Below are 17070 nucleotides of genomic sequence, written 5' to 3' on the forward strand. Positions count from 1 at the left end.
GCCCGATGCAATTCAACCTTTCCGCCTGGGCGCTGCACAACCGCTCCATCGTCCTGTACCTCATGCTCCTGCTGGGCATTGTCGGGGCGCTGTCCTACTCCAAGCTGGGGCAGAGCGAGGACCCGCCGTTCACCTTCAAGGCCATGGTGGTGAAGACCAACTGGCCGGGCGCGACCGCCGAGGAAGTCTCGCGCCAGGTCACCGAGCGCATCGAGAAGAAGCTGATGGAGACCGGTGATTTCGACCGCATCATCTCCTTCTCCCGCCCCGGCGAATCCCAGGTGACCTTCGTCGCCCGCGAGGACTTCCACTCCCGCGACATTCCCGAGCTCTGGTACCAGATCCGCAAGAAGGTCAACGACATCCGCTACACCCTGCCGCAGGGCATCCAGGGGCCGTTCTTCAACGACGAGTTCGGCACCACCTTCGGCAATATCTACGCGCTGTCGGGCAAGGGCTTCGACTACGCGGTGCTCAAGGACTACGCCGACCGTCTGCAATTGCAACTGCAGCGGATCAAGGACGTCGGCAAGGTCGAGCTGGTCGGCCTGCAGGACGAGAAGATCTGGATCGACCTGTCCAACACCAAGCTCGCGACCCTCGGCCTGCCGTTGGCGGCGGTGCAGAAGGCGCTGGAAGAACAGAACGCGGTGACCGCCACCGGCTTCTTCGAGACCGCGACCGACCGCGTGCAACTGCGCGTCTCCGGACGTTTCGATTCGGTGGAGGACATCCGCTCCTTCCCGATCCGCGTCGGCGATCGCACCTTCCGCATCGGCGACGTCGCCGAGGTCCATCGCGGCTTCAACGATCCGCCCGCTCCGCGCATGCGCTTCATGGGCGAGGACGCCATCGGCATCGCCGTGGCCATGAAGGACGGCGGCGACATCCTGGTGCTGGGCAAGAAGCTCGACGCCGAGTTCGAACGCCTGCAGCAGACGCTGCCGGCGGGTATGGAGCTGCGCAAGGTATCCGACCAGCCGGCAGCGGTGCGCGAAGGCGTAGGCGAGTTCGTCCGCGTGCTGGCCGAGGCGCTGATCATCGTGCTGCTGGTGAGCTTCTTCTCCCTCGGCCTGCGCACCGGCCTGGTGGTGGCGCTGTCGATCCCGCTGGTACTGGCGATGACCTTCGCCTGCATGTACTACTTCGGCATCGGCCTGCACAAGATATCCCTCGGCGCGCTGGTGCTGGCGCTGGGCCTGCTGGTGGACGACGCGATCATTGCCGTGGAGATGATGGCGGTGAAGATGGAGCAGGGCTACGACCGGCTCAAGGCGGCGAGCTACGCCTGGACCAGCACGGCCTTCCCGATGCTCACCGGCACCCTGGTCACCGCCGCCGGCTTCCTGCCCATCGCTACCGCGCAGTCGGGCACCGGCGAATACACCCGCTCGCTGTTCCAGGTGGTGACCATCGCGTTGCTGGTCTCCTGGATCGCCGCCGTGGTCTTCGTGCCCTACCTGGGTGAGAAGCTGTTGCCCGACCTCGCCAAGCGCCATGCGGAAAAACATGGCGGCAGCGACAAGGGCCATGACCCGTATTCGACGCCTTTCTACCAGCGCTTCCGCCGTGTGGTGGAGTGGTGTGTGCGCTACCGCAAGACGGTGATCCTGCTCACCGTGGCGGCCTTCATCGGCTCGATCATGCTGTTCCGCCTGGTGCCGCAGCAATTCTTCCCGCCCTCGGCGCGCCTGGAACTGCTGGTGGACCTGAAGCTGGCCGAGGGTGACTCGCTGACCGCCACCACCGAGCAGGTCAACCGACTGGAAAAAATGCTCGCCGAGCATCCGGGCATCGACAACTACGTAGCCTATATCGGCACCGGTTCGCCGCGCTTCTACCTGCCGCTGGACCAGCAACTGCCGGCGGCGAGCTTTGCGCAGTTCGTGGTCCTGGCCAAGAGCCTGGAGTCCCGTGAAGAGATTCGTCAGTGGCTGATCAAGCACATGAACGAAGACTTCCCGACCCTGCGTACCCGTATCAGCCGCCTGGAGAACGGCCCGCCGGTGGGCTACCCGGTGCAGTTCCGCGTCTCCGGCGAGCACATCCCGAAGGTCCGCGAACTGGCGCGCAAGGTCGCCGACAAGATGCGCGAGAACCCCCACGTGGTGAACGTGCACCTGGACTGGGAAGAGCCGAGCAAGGCGATCTTCCTCGACATCGACCAGGAACGCGCCCGCGCCCTCGGCGTGAGCACTTCGGACATCTCGCAGTTCCTGCAGAGCTCGCTGACCGGCTCCACCGTCAGCTACTACCGCGAGGACAACGAGCTGATCGAGATCCTCCTGCGTGGCGACGAGCGTGGCCGGCATGACCTCTCGCAATTGCCCAGCCTGTCGATGCAGACCAGCAGTGGCCGCAGCGTGGCGCTGTCGCAGGTGGCGACGCTGGAGTACGGCTTCGAGGAAGGCATCATCTGGCGGCGCAACCGCCTGCCCACGGTGACCATCCGTGCCGACATCTACGACGACTCGCTGCCAGCGACCCTGGTGAAGCAGATCTCGCCGACGCTGGACCCGATCCGCGCCGAGCTGCCCGACGGCTACCTGCTGGACGTCGGCGGCACCGTGGAGGATTCGGCCAAGGGGCAGAACTCGGTGAACGCCGGCGTACCGCTGTTCATCGTGGTGGTGCTCAGCCTGCTGATGATCCAGCTGCGCAGCTTCTCGCGGATGATCATGGTGTTCCTCACCGCGCCCCTGGGGCTGATCGGCGTGACCCTGTTCCTGCTGGTGTTCCAGAAGCCCTTCGGCTTCGTCGCCATGCTCGGCACCATCGCCCTGGCGGGGATGATCATGCGCAACTCGGTGATCCTCGTGGACCAGATCGAACAGGACCGCGCCCACGGCCTGGACACCTGGCACGCCATCATCGAGGCCACGGTGCGGCGCTTCCGCCCCATCGTGCTGACTGCCCTGGCCGCCGTGCTGGCGATGATCCCGCTGTCGCGCAGCGTGTTCTTCGGGCCGATGGCGGTGGCGATCATGGGCGGCCTGATCGTTGCCACGGCGCTGACGTTGCTGTTCCTGCCGGCGCTCTATGCGGCCTGGTTCCGCGTGAAGAAAGAGGCCTAGCTTCAGTACCTCCCTGTAGGAGCGGTCCATGCCCGCGAATCGCGCGCATGGCGCGCTCCTACAGGTCGAACCCCGATATAGGGCGAATAACGCGCAGCGTTATCCACCGTCCGACGCTCTGAGGCGAATAACCCGACAGACGCGAACCCTTCGACCTGTCACCCTCGCTGTCCTTTCCTGAGCACGATTCCCAAGCCCGGATCACTCCGTCAGGCTCGGGACATTCATTCGGGAACCGCCTGACTCATCAACGGCGTTGCGGTCCTACAAAGCCACTGCTTAGCGTTCTCTCCGCCACGGAACAGCCGTGGTCAGGTGTGGAAACCTGTGAGCTTTAAGCATTCGCCATAGCAGGGAATGGCCCGGCCTTTTCAAAGGCCGGGCCGACTCTGGCTGTCCATGGCGGACCGTGCGAGGCGGGCTTCGGCCCGGCCGGTCTTTGGCTTAAAGCTCCCGGTTTTCCACCCTTGCACGGTCCGCCTCCCTTTCCGGGATGGCGGCTTTCCAGCTGTAGCCAACTGAGCTGTACAGGGAGAGACCGCATGAACCCTTCGACGATGTTCCCAGCCGACAACGGCCTGAGCTTCCACACCTTCCAGCGCTACGATCGCCCGTTGCGCGGTCTGATGATTGATCGGCAGGCCTGGTTCTCCGCCCGCGACCTCGCGCGCCTGACCAATACCCACTTCGCCGCCCGCGTACCGCGCAAGCTAGACGCCGACCAGTACCGCTGGGTACGGCTCGAAGGCGGGAGAGAGGACGAGCTACTGGTCAGCGAAAGCGGCCTCTACACCCTGCTGCTGGTGTACTTCTACCACCCGGAAAACCGCAACCTGCGCCAGTGGCTGAGCAACGAAGTCGTGCCGGCCCTGCGTGACGCGCAGTTGCCACCGGGGTTCGTCCCCCGCCACGCCGTGCGCGAGGTGCAGGGTTACCCGCTGGCGGTACTGGAGTGGCAAGGCGGCGTCTGGCTGCGCTTCGGCGATGCCGCCCGCCTGCTGGGCTGAGAGACGGACGTAGCCATCACGGCGGGTAACCCGTTCCGGGTTATGCGCCCTACGGAAAGGGGAGCTCTTCGTAGGATGGTGTGGAGCGAAGCGATATCCATCGCTTACGTCCCGGCGCGCTGTTACAGGGGAGAGATAAGCAGGCACGAAAAAGCCCGGCAGTTGCCGGGCTTTCCCTTGTCTCGTTCGGATCGAAGTCAGAGCACCCCGAACACCTTCTTCGCCAGCCCGGTGGCCGCTGCAGTCGGGTTCTGGCGGATGGTTTTTTCCTGCTCGGCGATGAGCTTGAACAGGCCGTCCAGCGCTTCCTCGGTCACGTAGTTCTCGATGTTCGCGTTCTTCGCATCGACCACGCCGAAGGCGGCGGCCTGGCTGGCGAAGGCGTTGTACTGCTTGGCCACGCCCACCTGGTCGGTGGCCTGCTTGATGATGGGCAGGAACTTGGCGCGCAGTTGATCGCGGCTGCTGCGGTTCAGGTAGTCGGTGGCGGAGTGGTCGCCGCCCTGGAGGATGCCCTTGGCGTCGGTCACGCTCATCTTCTTCACCGCATCGACCAGCAGCGCCTGTGCTTGCGGCATGGCGGCCTCGGCTGCCTTGTTCATGCTCGCCTCGAGCTGGTCGACCTGGGCCCCCATGCCGAACTGCTTCATGGTCTTGGCGGCCTTGCCCAGCTTGCCGGGCAGCTCGATGCGCACGGCGGGGTCATTGCTGAAACCGCCGGGCTGGCTGAGCTGCTTCACGGCTACCTGTGCACCCTGGGTCAGCGCATCCTTCAGGCCGCCGGTGGCGTCGCTCTGGCTGAGGTCGGAGAGGGACAGGGCGAAGGCATTGACGGACAGCAGGGCGCCGGCCAGCAGAACGGGGAATCGCAGCATCGGTACTTCCTTGGCGAAACCCGGCGGTTTGCGAACCGCCGAGGTGGAGAATGGAGGGGGGAGATTAACGGAGGATGGCCGCCGGGGAAAACCCGGCGGCGCGGTGAATCAGCGCACAGGGTCGACGCGGACGCGCAGCGGCTGCGGATCGCTGCCATCGAGTTTCACGCTGTGGCGCTCGGTGGTGATGAACAGCAGGCGGCCGCTGTCCTCGATACGCGCGCTGACGGCGTAGGTGTGGCCCGGTTTGACCTGGTTGCGGTCGTAATCCAGATGGAACGCCAGCGGCACCTGACGCCCGGGCTCCAGTTGCTGCTGGGCCAGATCGACCGCCGGGGCATCGGCCAGCGATACGTCCTGCAGGCTGACGGTGACCTGGGCGGTCGGCGGCAGGGCGATGCGTTGCAGGTAGACGACTTCGCCATCCAGCGACGCCTTGTCGCCGGAGAAGTTGGAACTACAGGCGGTGAGCAGGCCGGTCATCAGCAGCAGGGGAAGGGTTTTCTTCATGGAGCTCTCCTTTGAACCAAGGGGCGTCAGACCATTGTGGGGGACTTTGGTTTCCGCGCCATGATCCAAGTGAGCGTCGAGTTATTTCACGATACGTCCGAAGAGGTTCTGGAACATCGTCTGGTCGCGCCCGTCCGTGAGGTCATACAACGAGTAGTAGTGGTTGAGCCTTGCGCCGCCATCGCGGGTCAGCGGGTCCCAGGAGAGATTGGCGCGGCGCATGGTGGAGCTGCTCATCAGCTCATCGAAGGGGATCGATACGTACATGCCCTTGTCGAAGCTGCCTTCGCCGTATTCGTCTTTGCTGGCGGTGGTCAGCGTCACCCAGGCGCCGAAGCGGACGCCGTTGCGGAACTGCCGTGAAAGGTCCAGGGTGCCACCCCAGTCCCGTGCGAGATAGCGGCCGGCGCTTGCGGTGGCGAGGATGTCTTCGAAGCCGGTCTGCCAGTAGAGGGTGACGAAGCCGGTCGCCGTCTGGTAGTCACGCAAGCCCAAGTGCTGGTCGAAATCGCGCTGGCGCACCAGGTCAAGGTTGGCGCCCAGCGCCCAGTCCTGATTCATTGGGCGGTACAGCAATTCGCCGCCAGCGCCGGCGTACATGCTTTCCAGGTAGCCGCCGTAGACCATGCCGTAGAGGTCCTGGTCCAGCCGTGCGGTCTTGTTCAGCTGGAAGGTCGGCAGGGTGACGTTGGAGGTCGTCATGTACTGACGGATGTCCGTGCGCACTCGCGGCAGCCCGCTGGGGGCGTCGTACTTGAAGTCGTCGTAGTTGTTGATCAGGTTGACGCTGAGCAGGCCGTTCGCCCACAGGCTCGGCGTGAAGCGGTATTCGCTGTCGAGATCGGCGGTGAATTGGTAGAGGAGGAAGTTGTCCGGCCCGCCGATGCTCTGGTTGTAGCCCAGCCCGACGTTGTAGCTGAACGGGTCGGGTTGCTGTGCGTAGAGCAGCTCTTCCTGCTGCGGCAGCGGTACGTTCTGTTCGGTGCTGCGGCGCAGGTCTTCCAGCGGGCGTTCCTGGTTGGCCACGTCACGGAATACTTTGCGCGGTACGCTGGTTTCGACCATGGGTTGGCCATAGCGGGTATCGACGACGGTGAACCACTGGACATCGTCATCGGCGCTGTTGTCGAGGATGCGCGCGGCACGGCCGACGGCTTCGGGCGGGTAGAGGTAGCGGGTCTGCTCGCCATAGACCACCACTTCGCTGTTCTTGCGGGTGATGCGTTCGACCTTGTAGCCGGCATTTTCCTCAACGCGGCGGGAGACGTCTGCCCAATCCGCTGAGCTGGTACCGGGCTCGGACGTGCGCTCCACCAGGGGTTCGGGGGCCGGGTCGCTGACCTTGGCCGGTGCCGTGCGCGTGGCGAAGTTGGTGTGCAAGGTGATGCCGAACATTGCCGTGTTGCCGCGCTCGAAGGCGGCAGTCAGGTCGATCGCGTCGTTGGCCTTGAAAACCATGCCGATGTTGAAGGGCGAACTCTGCTTCTGGTTGTTGTTCAGCGGCTCGTGCTGGTAGTCGTTGCCGTCGTATTCCAGCTTGAGCGAGAGCGGCTCCCAGGGGGTTTGCCAGTTGATGCCGCCGAAGGGGGAGGGGCGGCCGCGGAAGTAGCTATTGGAGCTCAGCTCTCCGGTGCCCTCGGAAGTAGGCCGCGTGTTGAATCTGTCATCGATCCACCCCAGCGGGTTATCCAGTTCGCCACGGTTGCCGATGTAACCCCAGGCCAGCCCAAGACTGAAATCCAGATCACCCACACGCTTGTTCCCCACGAGATACTCGCTGGAGAACAATCCAGTGCCGCCAACGTCGCGCCCGCCCAAGGCGATTTCCGGTACCCAGCGACTTTCCTGCAGGAGACGGAATTTGACGTCGAAGGCCTTGTCCTTGTAGCTCTGGTCGCCACTCAGATCATCGGGCCCGTACTTGCGGTTGCTGATGGACGTGTAACGGAAGGTGCCCTCCATCCAGTCGAACGGCTGCAACGAGAAGCTGTAGCGTGAGTAGGGATCGGTGCGGTTGGCGTTGATGCTGATTTCCCCGGCCGGCGCCATGCGCGCAGTGGGGGTTTGCAGCAGGCCGACGCCGCCGAAATCATTCTGGGTATAGCGGGGTTCGGCGCTCGCCAGGCTGGCAACGACCAGCAGGGGGTAAAGACCGTAGCGAAGGTTCATGGTGCGTCCGCCGGCAAGGGCTGGGTGGCGAGAAACTCGGCCAGCTCGCGGTTCAGGTCCGGGGCGATGGCATTGATATCGCTGGCGTTCAGTGGAACCAGCAACACGGCACCGGGAGCCGGCGGAACCGCTTCTTCACGGTTCCACAGGGCAATGCCCAGGCGCGTCACCTGGCCGTCGGGCTGGATCAGGTAGAGGTAGTCCGGGTCTGCGTCGGCCAATGCGGGGCACTGTTGTGCGTAGCGATAGGCCTGCTGCAACGGAACGAATGGGAGTGCGCAGTCCTGCGATACCGCGCCGACGATGCGAAGGTAGTCCGGGCGGGGCGGAAAGATCAGGCGGTCGCCGCCCAGCAGTTTCGGCGAGTGTGCTGCGTTCAACTCCACGGCGAGCGGGTCAAGCGGGTAGATCTTTCGACCGGTCACCGGAAGTGCGCTTACCTGCTCGTTCAACTGCCGCGCGGCGTTCGCCAGGCTGGGGTTGTCCTGCAGTCGGGCCAGACGTTGCAACTGGATCAGATCGAACAGGATGCCGGCCTTCAGCCGCTGTTGTTCCTGCTTCAGGCTTTGCCGTTGCCAGGATGCACCGAGCCAGTAACCGAGAGGGTCCACCTGCAACTGCCCGAGCAACTGCCCCAGGCGCAGGCCTTCGGCGATCTGCTTTTCCCCGGGGGAGGGCAGGGAGCCCAGTACTTCGATACGGGAAGCGGCGAGGAGCGTGGTGCTGGCCAGGAAGCAGGCGGCCAGGCAGCAGAGTCGAGCGAACTTCATGGTTGCCCCCGGAGTGGGCGCAGTTGGGTAATGGTGACGTTCAACCCCGGTGCGACCTGCTGCTGGCTCTGCAGGATGAAACCGTCCTTGGGATCGACCCAGTAGCGATTGGTCGACGACATTCCGTCGATGGGCGCACTCAACTGCTCGTCGATGCGCAGGAGAGCCAGGTCTTGATCGAGAACACGTATGGTCTCGGTGCCGCCGTGGGAGAGATTGCCGTTGACGAGGACGCCCAGCTGATAATCAGGTCCGAGATCGACGCTGCGTTGGCTCTGCTGGCCGTCGGTGATCTGGTGCAACCCCCGGTGGAAGGGCGAATCAGCGCTGAGCCTTGTGCTCAACAGGTCATTCGGGAAGCCCAGGGTGCGCACCACGACGCCATCCTGCAGCAGCAGAAATTGGCCTGAAGAAGTGCGCCAGTACTGCAGGTCGCCCTGGATGCGTACCAGGGCCATCACCGCCGAGCCGTACTCGGTGGTGACCTGAATCTGGTAATAGGGCAGGGCTTCGACCTGAGCGCGGGTCAGCTCCAGCGGCGCTGGGCGGCTGAGGCTGGCGCCGAGGGTGTTCAGGGAGCCTTGCATCAGGGGATTGCAGGCGCACAGCGAGGCGGCCAGAGAGGCCAGCAGCGGCAAGCGAAGGGCGTTCATGGCTAGGGGTCAGTTGTTGTTGAGGTTGCGCTGCACGGTCGAACCGGTGCCCAGGATGCCGGCGGACGGCACCAACTGGCTGATCAGGCGGTTCCAGCGCGTCACGCCGGCCGGGCCAACGTAGACCACGTCCTGCGGCTGCAGCTGGAACTGCTGGGCCAGGATGAACGCGGTGGGCGAGTTGGCGTCGAGCTGGAAGACCGTGGCGCGTTCCTGTTCGAGGTTCTCGACCCCGCGGATGACATAAACCGCCTTGCCGCTGGCCGTGGTCTGGTTCAAGCCGCCGACACTGCCCAGCGCATCGGCCAGGTTCATGTCGCGAGTCTTGAAGGTCAGAGCGCGCGGGGCGTTGACCTCGCGCATCAGGTAGACCTTCTTGCGGTCGTTGTAGGGCAGGTAAATGCGATCGCCGTCCTTCAGATAAAGGCCGTACAGGTCGGAGCCCTGCGCTGTATTCAGGGCATCCAGGTTCAAGGGGTAGACCTGGTTGTCGCGCTGTAGGGTCAGGCCGGAGAGGTCGGCATTGACGGTGTCGAGCTGGGCGGCACCGATGGCTTCCATCAGGGTCAGCGGCGTCGTGGTGATCGCTTGTGGCCCGGCCTTGATGAAGGCGCCATTGAGCAGCACGCGCTGGCTGGCGAAGCGCAGGATGGCGATATCGACCTGCGGCTCTTCCACATAGGCCGAGAGCGCCAGGCTGATGGTCTTGCGGACGTCTTCGATGGTGTGACCGGCGACCTGCAAGGTGCCAATGTAGGGGTAGAACAGCGTGCCGTCGGGCCGGACCAGTCGCCCGTTGGCGTCGGTCTGTTGTTGCTGGCCAGCCGGAGAGGTGAGCTCGGGGTGGTCCCACACGGTGATGTAAAGCAGGTCACCAGCGCCGATCTGATAGCTCTCGGGGTGGAAGCTGGTCAGCTCCGTCGGGATCGACTCCGTCTTCTGTGTCGCGGCTTCGATCGTGAGCAGTTTGGGAGTGATCTGCACCAGTTGGACGCGGCTGGATTCAGCCGAGTCTTCCTGCGTCAGTCGCCCGGTATCCAGGTACTGGCCGGGGGAGAACATGCAGCCTTGCAAGGCGAGGGCGGTAAGGATAGCGACGGACAATGGACGAATCATGACGAAGCCAGGATAGGAAATGGAATGGACAGTGAGGCTTCCTCAGCGGCGTTTGGCAGCGGGAGCCTGGGAGGTGGCGCAGGTTAGCAACCGACTTGGAAGGTGGCTGTCAGAAAAGAGAGAGGCTGGTGAAGGGGATATCTGGTTAAGGCGTGCTGGCGGTGGTTCAGTAGGCGTTCTGGTGAACGAAGCCCTTGAACAGGGTCAGGAAGACGATCTTCAGGTCCCACCAGAGTGACCAGTTATTGATGTAGGCGAGGTCGAACTCCACCCGCTTTTGCATCTTCTCCAGGGTGTCGGTCTCCCCGCGCCAGCCATTCACCTGCGCCCACCCGGTGATGCCCGGCTTGACCTTGTGACGCAGCATGTAACTGCTGATCTGCCCGCGGTATTCCTCGTTGTGGGCGATTGCATGGGGGCGTGGACCAACGATGGACATGTCGCCGAGCAGCACGTTGATGAACTGCGGCAACTCATCCAGCGACGTGCGGCGCAGGAAGGCACCGACCGGGGTGATGCGGCTGTCGTTGCGAGTCGCTTGCGTCACCTTCGCGCCGTTTTCCATTACCCGCATGCTGCGGAACTTCCAGACTTCGATGGAGCGGCCATCGATGCCATAGCGCTTCTGCTTGAAGAACACCGGGCCCGGCGAGGTGAACTTCACCGCCGCAGAGATCAGCAGCATCGGTATGGCGATCAGGCAGAGGATCAGTGTGGACAGCACGATATCTTCCAGGCGCTTGACCAGCGCGCCAGCGCCAACCATGGGGCTGTCGAAGATACTGATGGTGGGGATGCCGTCGATGTTCTGTGCGCGGGCGTGGAGCAGGTCGAAGACGAAAACATCGGGCACGATGTGCACTGAGACGGTGGTATCGCTCAATTGCCCGACCAGCCACTTGATGCGCTCTTCGCTGCGCATGGGCAGGGTGATGTAGACACGATCCAGCTTGCCGGCGCGCGCTTGCTCGACCAGCTTCTCCAGATCACCGGAAATGGGGAGCTGGACCTTTCCCTTGCCCAGGCTGACCGGCTCACAGCGAACATCGTCGTAGAAGCCGGCGAGCTCCAAGCCCATCCACGGAGCGCCGGCAATGTTGCTGGCCAGGCGTTGCCCCAGTGAGCCGGCCCCGGCAATGGCGATCGAGCGGGTATTGAAGCCGCGACGCCGCAGCGCATGCAGGCCGGAGCGCAACAGAATGCGGTAGCCTCCGAGGCTGATCAGTACCAGAGAAAACCACTGAACCTGACCTTTTGCATCGAGCAGGGTGATTTCAGGAATCAGATAATCCGCGACAGCCACTCCCGCGAAGCTGACTGCCCAGATGCCGGCCACCTTGCGGAGTTCTTCGCGCGTTCGCTCACCTCGCCAGGAGGTGTACAGCTGACCGAAGTCGCTGAGCAGATAGAAGATAACCAGGGCAAACAGCGTTGCGATGACCGCTGAATAGTCCCAGTGGTCTTTGTTGGCAATGAGCACCAGTTCCATACTGAAGCAGATGACACAAAGATCGAGCATCTTCTGCAGGACGGAGATAGTGGCTTGATGGGGGCGGAGAATTCCGCGGTCCCTGGTATTCATTTTAGTATTCTCTCTAGATATATCGGTGAACTCTGGGAAAGTAGAACTTCTTTCGGGAACGGGGAGCCCCATGATACTAATGGCGGTGCTTAGGTTGGGCCTAGCGGATCCCGGATCTATCGGGAAACTGTAGTTATTGAAAAATTAACAGTGTTGGATGTATTATTAATTATGAGTTGTGGTTAATTATTAGTTTAGGTCCAGATCAAGCGCGCCCGTATTTGTCGCCAAGGCGAACTATATCATCCTCTCCGAGATAGGTTCCGGACTGTACCTCGATTAACTCAAGAGGAATGACTCCTGGGTTCTCTAATGCGTGAATCTGGCCGACCGGAATATAAGTTGATTGATTCTCTGTGACTAGATAAGTCTCGCTACCATTAGTAACCTTAGCCGTACCGCTGACAACTATCCAATGCTCTGCACGATGGTGGTGCATTTGTACTGAAAGCTTAGCTCCTGGCTGAACAGTTATTCGCTTAACCTGATAGCGAGTGCCTGTATCAATAGAGTCGTAGTGCCCCCAAGGGCGAGAAACCTCTCTGTGATTTATATGCTCATGCCGGTTGCTGCTCTTCATTCCTTTGATAATTTCCTTTACATCCTGAGCCTTGTCTTTGTTTGCAACTAGGATGGCATCCTTTGTCTCTATAATAACTAAATTTTCAACTCCTAATGTGGCTATTAAGCGGCTATTAGAATGGACGTAAGAGTTTTTGGTTTCATGGGTTATTACATCTCCAATCGACACATTTCCCTCTAAATTCTTTTCACTGATATCCCAGAGTGCAGACCAAGATCCAATGTCACTCCAACCTGCGTCCATCGGAACCATTGCAGCTGAAGATGTTCTTTCCATAACGGCGTAATCAATCGAGCTTTCAGGACACTCAGAAAATGTGCCAAGATCAAATCGTGTGAAATTCATATCTTGACTTGATCGGCTTAACGCTTCGCGACAAACCCTAAGAATGTCCGGGTGGAATTTTTCTAGCTCCTCCAAGTAGCGGGTTGCTTTAAACATGAACATTCCGCTGTTCCAAAAGAAATTTCCGCTCGCAATGTAGCCCGCTGCTTCTGCTTGGCTCGGTTTTTCTACAAAACGGCGGACGGAAAAGCCTAAGTTACAAATGCTCTCCCCTCTTTCTATGTACCCATAACCAGACTCTGGTGAGGTTGGAACTATCCCAAAAGTCACGAGTTTTCCATCATTCGCTAAGGGGATTGCATCGCGGACGCTTGAGTGGAAGGTTTCAACATCCTTTAGCATATGGTCTGCTGCAAGAACTAGTAAGTTAGCATCTTCGAACTCTGAAACTATCTGCAGAGCAGCGAGTGCAATGGCCGGTGCGGTACTTCTACTAGTAGGCTCCAACAATATTCGTGCACCGACAAGGTCTAATTGGCGTAGCTGCTCCGCTGCAATAAATCGGTGCTGCTCATTGCAAATCAGGTAAGGGTCTTTAATGTTTAGTCCTCGAAGCCTGTTTATAGTTGATTGAAGCATTGAAAGACTGCTATCTGTCATTCGAAGAAACTGCTTTGGGTTTAGCTGACGTGACATAGGCCATAAGCGAGAGCCGGATCCGCCGGCCATTACAATTGGAATTAGCATTTGTGGTAGTCGATCCGTGGTAGATGTTGGTGTGTAATTACGAAAGTGCTACTTCAAGAATTTTTAATTCATGGCTTTTTGAGAAATTATTCTTAAGTGTTTTTTGTTGCTCTGTTATCCATTGGGACAAAAAGAATTCGTCTGTAGTCATACGTCTGGCTATTCTTGCCATCTCTTCTATATCTTCTATGGGTTTGAATAAGTTATTCTTGTCATATGGTATTCCTTGAAATCCTATGTTATTGGTGATTACTGCTACATCGTAGGAAAGTGCCTCTAGCAGCTTTATTTTTATTCCTGTTCCAAATAAAAATGGCGCAATCAAAATGCTGCCTCTTTTGTATATATATTTTATTGAGTCCACATATCCAAGAAATTCAATGTTACTTCCATATTTCGGATTTAAACTATCGTTGTCTAGCTTTCCTGCTACCTTTAGCTTGAACTCCGGGAGTCTTGGTAATATTTCTTTTATGATTAAATCAAGAGCGGCGGAATTGTGTGGGATGGTATTGTTTCCGATCCAGATAATCTCTTTCTCATTGCTCGAATAGATAATATCCGTAGCCTTTTCTATGATTGGGAAGTTAGGTAGAACCAAGATATTTTGTTTAACTCTTTCTCTATAGCTTAGAACTTCAGTAGGAGAGGTTAATAACACAACTTTACTTATTTCTGAAACCTCACTTTCGCGCCTAAATGCAGCATGAGCTTCATAGGAAAGAATTGGCTTAGTTAGAGCCCTGAAAGTAAATTTGAAAACCTTTGAGTTGAATATTTTGGCGTAGCTGCCAAGAGGGTTTTTAAGTGATTTATTATTTTTCAAGAAATAAATATATCTATCTGATATAAGGTCGTCTAAGTCATAAATTATGTTTACGTCACCACGGGAGTACAGCTTTTTTGCATATCGGAATAGCCTAATCATGTCGAAGTATATGCACTTAATCTCAAGGGTTGAAATGATTTTTTGTATTTCCTCAAGATTTCTTTTTTTGAAGAATAAGCTCTCTTGTATTGTTCCTATTGAGGAGATTAGGTTTCCGAGTGTTTCTAATTTAGTTGGCTGGGAAAGTATTGTTAAAGACGATATTCCCAGTGTTGTATATGGCAAGCTTTCTAAATTTCCCGGTGTGCTCTTGTTTGGGAAAATCGCGAGGTGGATTTCTACGTGTGGGGAGAGTCGCTTTATTAGATCAACAAGTAAGAATTCTCTCCCCCCATCAATAGGAAAAAGCTCTCGTGCCAGTACCATTAATAATCTGTGTTTCATATGAACCTACGAATTTCGGCTAGAATCTCATCGGCGTCGGGGTAGTTAGGCTTTGAAATTACTTCGCGCGATTTTGTCATCTCAATCAATAGAGAAACCCATTGGGTTGAATTCAAATCAGCAGTAATAGCTCCGCTTAGATTTTTTTGTGCTATTCCTTTGAATGCCAATGCCGTCCCGATAACTGGGATATTATTGTATAGGCTTTCAGCAACTTTTATATTGACCCCAGATCCCGAGATTATTGGAGCGATAGAGCAAATCGCGTCCTTCCATATGCTATATATATCTGGGGCAAATCCATGATGAGCAATATTTGTTGTGTCTTGATAGCGAAGACTCCCATTGCCATATATATGTATTTTTATGTTTTTTGGTAACGATTTGGAAAGTGAGTCTCGAATCCAGTTGTATGCCTGTATGTTTGGCCACCAGTTTAAATTGGCTAGGAATACAACTTTGTAATTAATTGCGTTTGCGTCGATGTTAATTATGCTGCGCGGATATGAAAATATAGGTGGGATAGTGATTACAGGCGGAGGGATAGTAGGCTTTTGAGACTTTAATAGCTCAGTGTAGAAGCGTGTTTCATCCTCAGAAATAGAAAGAATGACGTTGCTTTCCATTATTGCATCACGTTCGAAGTCGGAATACTCTCTGAAATACTCTGAGAACCGATATATTAAGTTTGAAGAAAATCTTTGCTGAAATAGAGATGATTCATGGTTGTGGCTAATATGTATTATTGTTATTAATGAGCTGTATCTTGACTTAAGTATAGGTATGAGGTAGCAAAGCTCCAGGTGATCGATAATGACAATTATTTTTTCAGGTGGAGTGGTGCTTTCTACAACTTTCTGGATATGATTAAGTAAATTCTTTATAAGTGCGCGGCTATAAAAGTAGGCAACCGGGAGGGGCAGTTTTTTTATTGCGCAGATTATAGCGGCGATGAGTTTTCGAATTTTTCTATTTCTAATTCTTGTATTGTCGTAAAAATTATACGTTGTGATGTTTTTGTATATTTTATTTAAGCTTTCGAGTATTCCATTTGAAAATTTACTACCGCCATCGGACAGGTTCGCAAAATCTCCAAAGGTGACAAATATTATGTGGTTATTCATTTTTTAATCGGTGGCGGGTTAGTGTCAATCTTACAAATATAGTTATTGGGACTAGCATTGCCATTAAGAAGTACGCGAAAGCGAAGTTCGCTTCTGCTGCAACGCGGAATCCAAGCGTTGTTCTTATAAATAAAAATATCATTAAGACTCTCGTCCAGTTGCAAGACGCAAGTCTAAGATATAGGCTTGCCAGCCAAATAAATACAAGTGAAGAGATAAATACGCCTATATATCCAAGATCGGCATATCCGGACATTGGGACTGTGTATGTGAGTGTGGATCCTTCTGCGTAAATCGAGTTGTCTAATCCAAATTTCCCAAATATAAGATCTGTTAGTTGCGCATCCTTGTCCATTGCTGGCTTCCATGGGAATATTGCAGACGGTATTGCGATAAGTGGTGTTAAAGCAGGAAGTAGTTGAGAAAAGTAGAACCACTCATGGGATTTAAGTTTTTGTATTAGTAGTATTGAATTTTCAAATTGAAGGAAATTTATATATAGACTGCTATATGAGTTGTAAAGGGTTTCAGACCAGTCAATAGGTATGTTTTGGCGGAGTTGATTGAATATATATAGTATTATAGGGAGTAGCGGAAGTGTTAGAAGACATGGCGCTAATGTTTTAAATCCTAAGCGAGTATGGTTGCTGAATATTATTGTGGCCAATATTATTATTGCCCATGATCTAGTGGAGGGTGCCCCAATAAATACGTAGATGGTGCATGTTATTAATAAGTATGTCGCAAGTTTAATTTTGTTGTTTGATCTTGATGCTCGTCCTAGCCCCAATAAGATTGGTATGAGCAGTGCTTCGGATAGATAGTTTAAATAATAGCTTGAGCCCGCGAGATCCATCATTGCAGCAAAGTGATTGTGGGATTCAAGGGGGTAGGTAAATGAATGGAATCTGAGGGTGTTTGCTATGTAAGAAATGGTGGAGAAAAATAGAATTAAGATCAATGGTTTAAATGATGAAGAATTACCGAATACACGTTCGGCTGACTTTGACTCAAAGAGTCTTTCATAAGGTATTTTATAAAATCTAGGGAAAAATATAATTGCTGTTACGCAAAAAATCACACCTGAAATTTGATACGTAAATAGATCTGTCCCACTAATCTGATGTACGTATGGTGCTTTGAATCCTGATATTAAATAGAGTAAGGGTCTTAAGCAAAAAAATACAATAACGGGTATAAAAAAAACTATAGAAACTGCTTCTTTTGTGGATTTGTATATTCTTACGGATCCTGTGATTGAAAGAAGGATAGTGATAGCTATGAGGATTTCTGACATTGTTG

13 protein-coding genes are annotated in these 17070 nt (G+C 56.0%); 2 read left to right on the top strand and 11 right to left on the bottom strand.

What is annotated here, in order from left to right; translation table 11 throughout:
- Nucleotides 1–5: 5 nt before the first annotated feature.
- Entirely contained in the window at nucleotides 6–3074 is a 3069-nt protein-coding gene (locus IB255_RS09070) for an efflux RND transporter permease subunit (protein WP_192210109.1), read from the top strand.
- 542 nt (nucleotides 3075–3616) lie between these two features.
- Nucleotides 3617–4081, top strand: a complete 465-nt coding sequence (locus IB255_RS09075) for a Bro-N domain-containing protein (protein WP_225594734.1) — start codon at nucleotides 3617–3619, stop codon at nucleotides 4079–4081.
- Between the two features lie 197 nt (nucleotides 4082–4278).
- Here the strand turns inward: IB255_RS09075 and IB255_RS09080 are convergent, their stop codons facing one another.
- The 11 genes from IB255_RS09080 to wzy all read right to left on the bottom strand — a co-directional run bounded on the left by IB255_RS09080 (nucleotide 4279) and on the right by wzy (nucleotide 17065).
- The gene (locus IB255_RS09080; RefSeq protein WP_081517852.1) at nucleotides 4279–4956 is read right to left on the bottom strand and encodes a DUF4197 domain-containing protein; all 678 of its coding nucleotides are present in this window, start codon (nucleotides 4954–4956) and stop codon (nucleotides 4279–4281) included.
- 108 nt (nucleotides 4957–5064) lie between these two features.
- The gene (locus IB255_RS09085) at nucleotides 5065–5466 is read right to left on the bottom strand and encodes a YbaY family lipoprotein (protein ID WP_151186251.1); all 402 of its coding nucleotides are present in this window, start codon (nucleotides 5464–5466) and stop codon (nucleotides 5065–5067) included.
- Between the two features lie 81 nt (nucleotides 5467–5547).
- On the bottom strand, nucleotides 5548–7635 hold the full coding sequence (locus tag IB255_RS09090; protein ID WP_192210110.1) for a YjbH domain-containing protein: 2088 nt from the start codon (nucleotides 7633–7635) through the stop codon (nucleotides 5548–5550).
- Entirely contained in the window at nucleotides 7632–8405 is a 774-nt protein-coding gene (locus tag IB255_RS09095; RefSeq protein ID WP_192210115.1) for a capsule biosynthesis GfcC family protein, read from the bottom strand. The genes IB255_RS09090 and IB255_RS09095 overlap by 4 nt, the downstream gene beginning before the upstream one ends.
- Nucleotides 8402–9058: a YjbF family lipoprotein gene (locus IB255_RS09100; protein ID WP_192210117.1), complete on the bottom strand. Its 657-nt coding sequence runs from the start codon at nucleotides 9056–9058 to the stop codon at nucleotides 8402–8404. Before IB255_RS09100 ends, IB255_RS09095 begins: the two co-directional genes overlap by 4 nt.
- Before the next feature lie 9 nt (nucleotides 9059–9067).
- The gene (locus tag IB255_RS09105; RefSeq protein ID WP_192210119.1) at nucleotides 9068–10174 is read right to left on the bottom strand and encodes a polysaccharide biosynthesis/export family protein; all 1107 of its coding nucleotides are present in this window, start codon (nucleotides 10172–10174) and stop codon (nucleotides 9068–9070) included.
- A 166-nt stretch (nucleotides 10175–10340) separates the two neighbouring features.
- Complete coding sequence (locus tag IB255_RS09110) at nucleotides 10341–11756, bottom strand: undecaprenyl-phosphate glucose phosphotransferase (protein WP_081517858.1); 1416 nt, start codon at nucleotides 11754–11756, stop codon at nucleotides 10341–10343.
- Between the two features lie 205 nt (nucleotides 11757–11961).
- Nucleotides 11962–13371 carry a mannose-1-phosphate guanylyltransferase/mannose-6-phosphate isomerase gene (locus IB255_RS09115; protein WP_081517859.1) on the bottom strand — a complete coding sequence of 470 codons (1410 nt, stop codon included), beginning with the start codon at nucleotides 13369–13371 and terminating at the stop codon, nucleotides 11962–11964.
- Between the two features lie 37 nt (nucleotides 13372–13408).
- A complete protein-coding gene (locus tag IB255_RS09120; RefSeq protein WP_081517860.1) occupies nucleotides 13409–14644 on the bottom strand; it encodes a glycosyltransferase in 1236 nt (411 codons plus the stop codon).
- Nucleotides 14641–15768, bottom strand: coding sequence for a glycosyltransferase (locus IB255_RS09125; RefSeq protein ID WP_192210120.1), 1128 nt, complete (start codon nucleotides 15766–15768; stop codon nucleotides 14641–14643). Before IB255_RS09125 ends, IB255_RS09120 begins: the two co-directional genes overlap by 4 nt.
- Nucleotides 15761–17065 (bottom strand): O-antigen polysaccharide polymerase Wzy, encoded by a 1305-nt coding sequence (gene wzy / locus IB255_RS09130; protein WP_081517862.1) that lies wholly within the window; start codon nucleotides 17063–17065, stop codon nucleotides 15761–15763. The genes IB255_RS09125 and wzy overlap by 8 nt, the downstream gene beginning before the upstream one ends.
- Nucleotides 17066–17070 lie beyond the last annotated feature (5 nt).

Origin of the sequence: Pseudomonas sp. PDM22 (assembly GCF_014851965.1) — a bacterium.
Taxonomy (GTDB): domain Bacteria; phylum Pseudomonadota; class Gammaproteobacteria; order Pseudomonadales; family Pseudomonadaceae; genus Pseudomonas.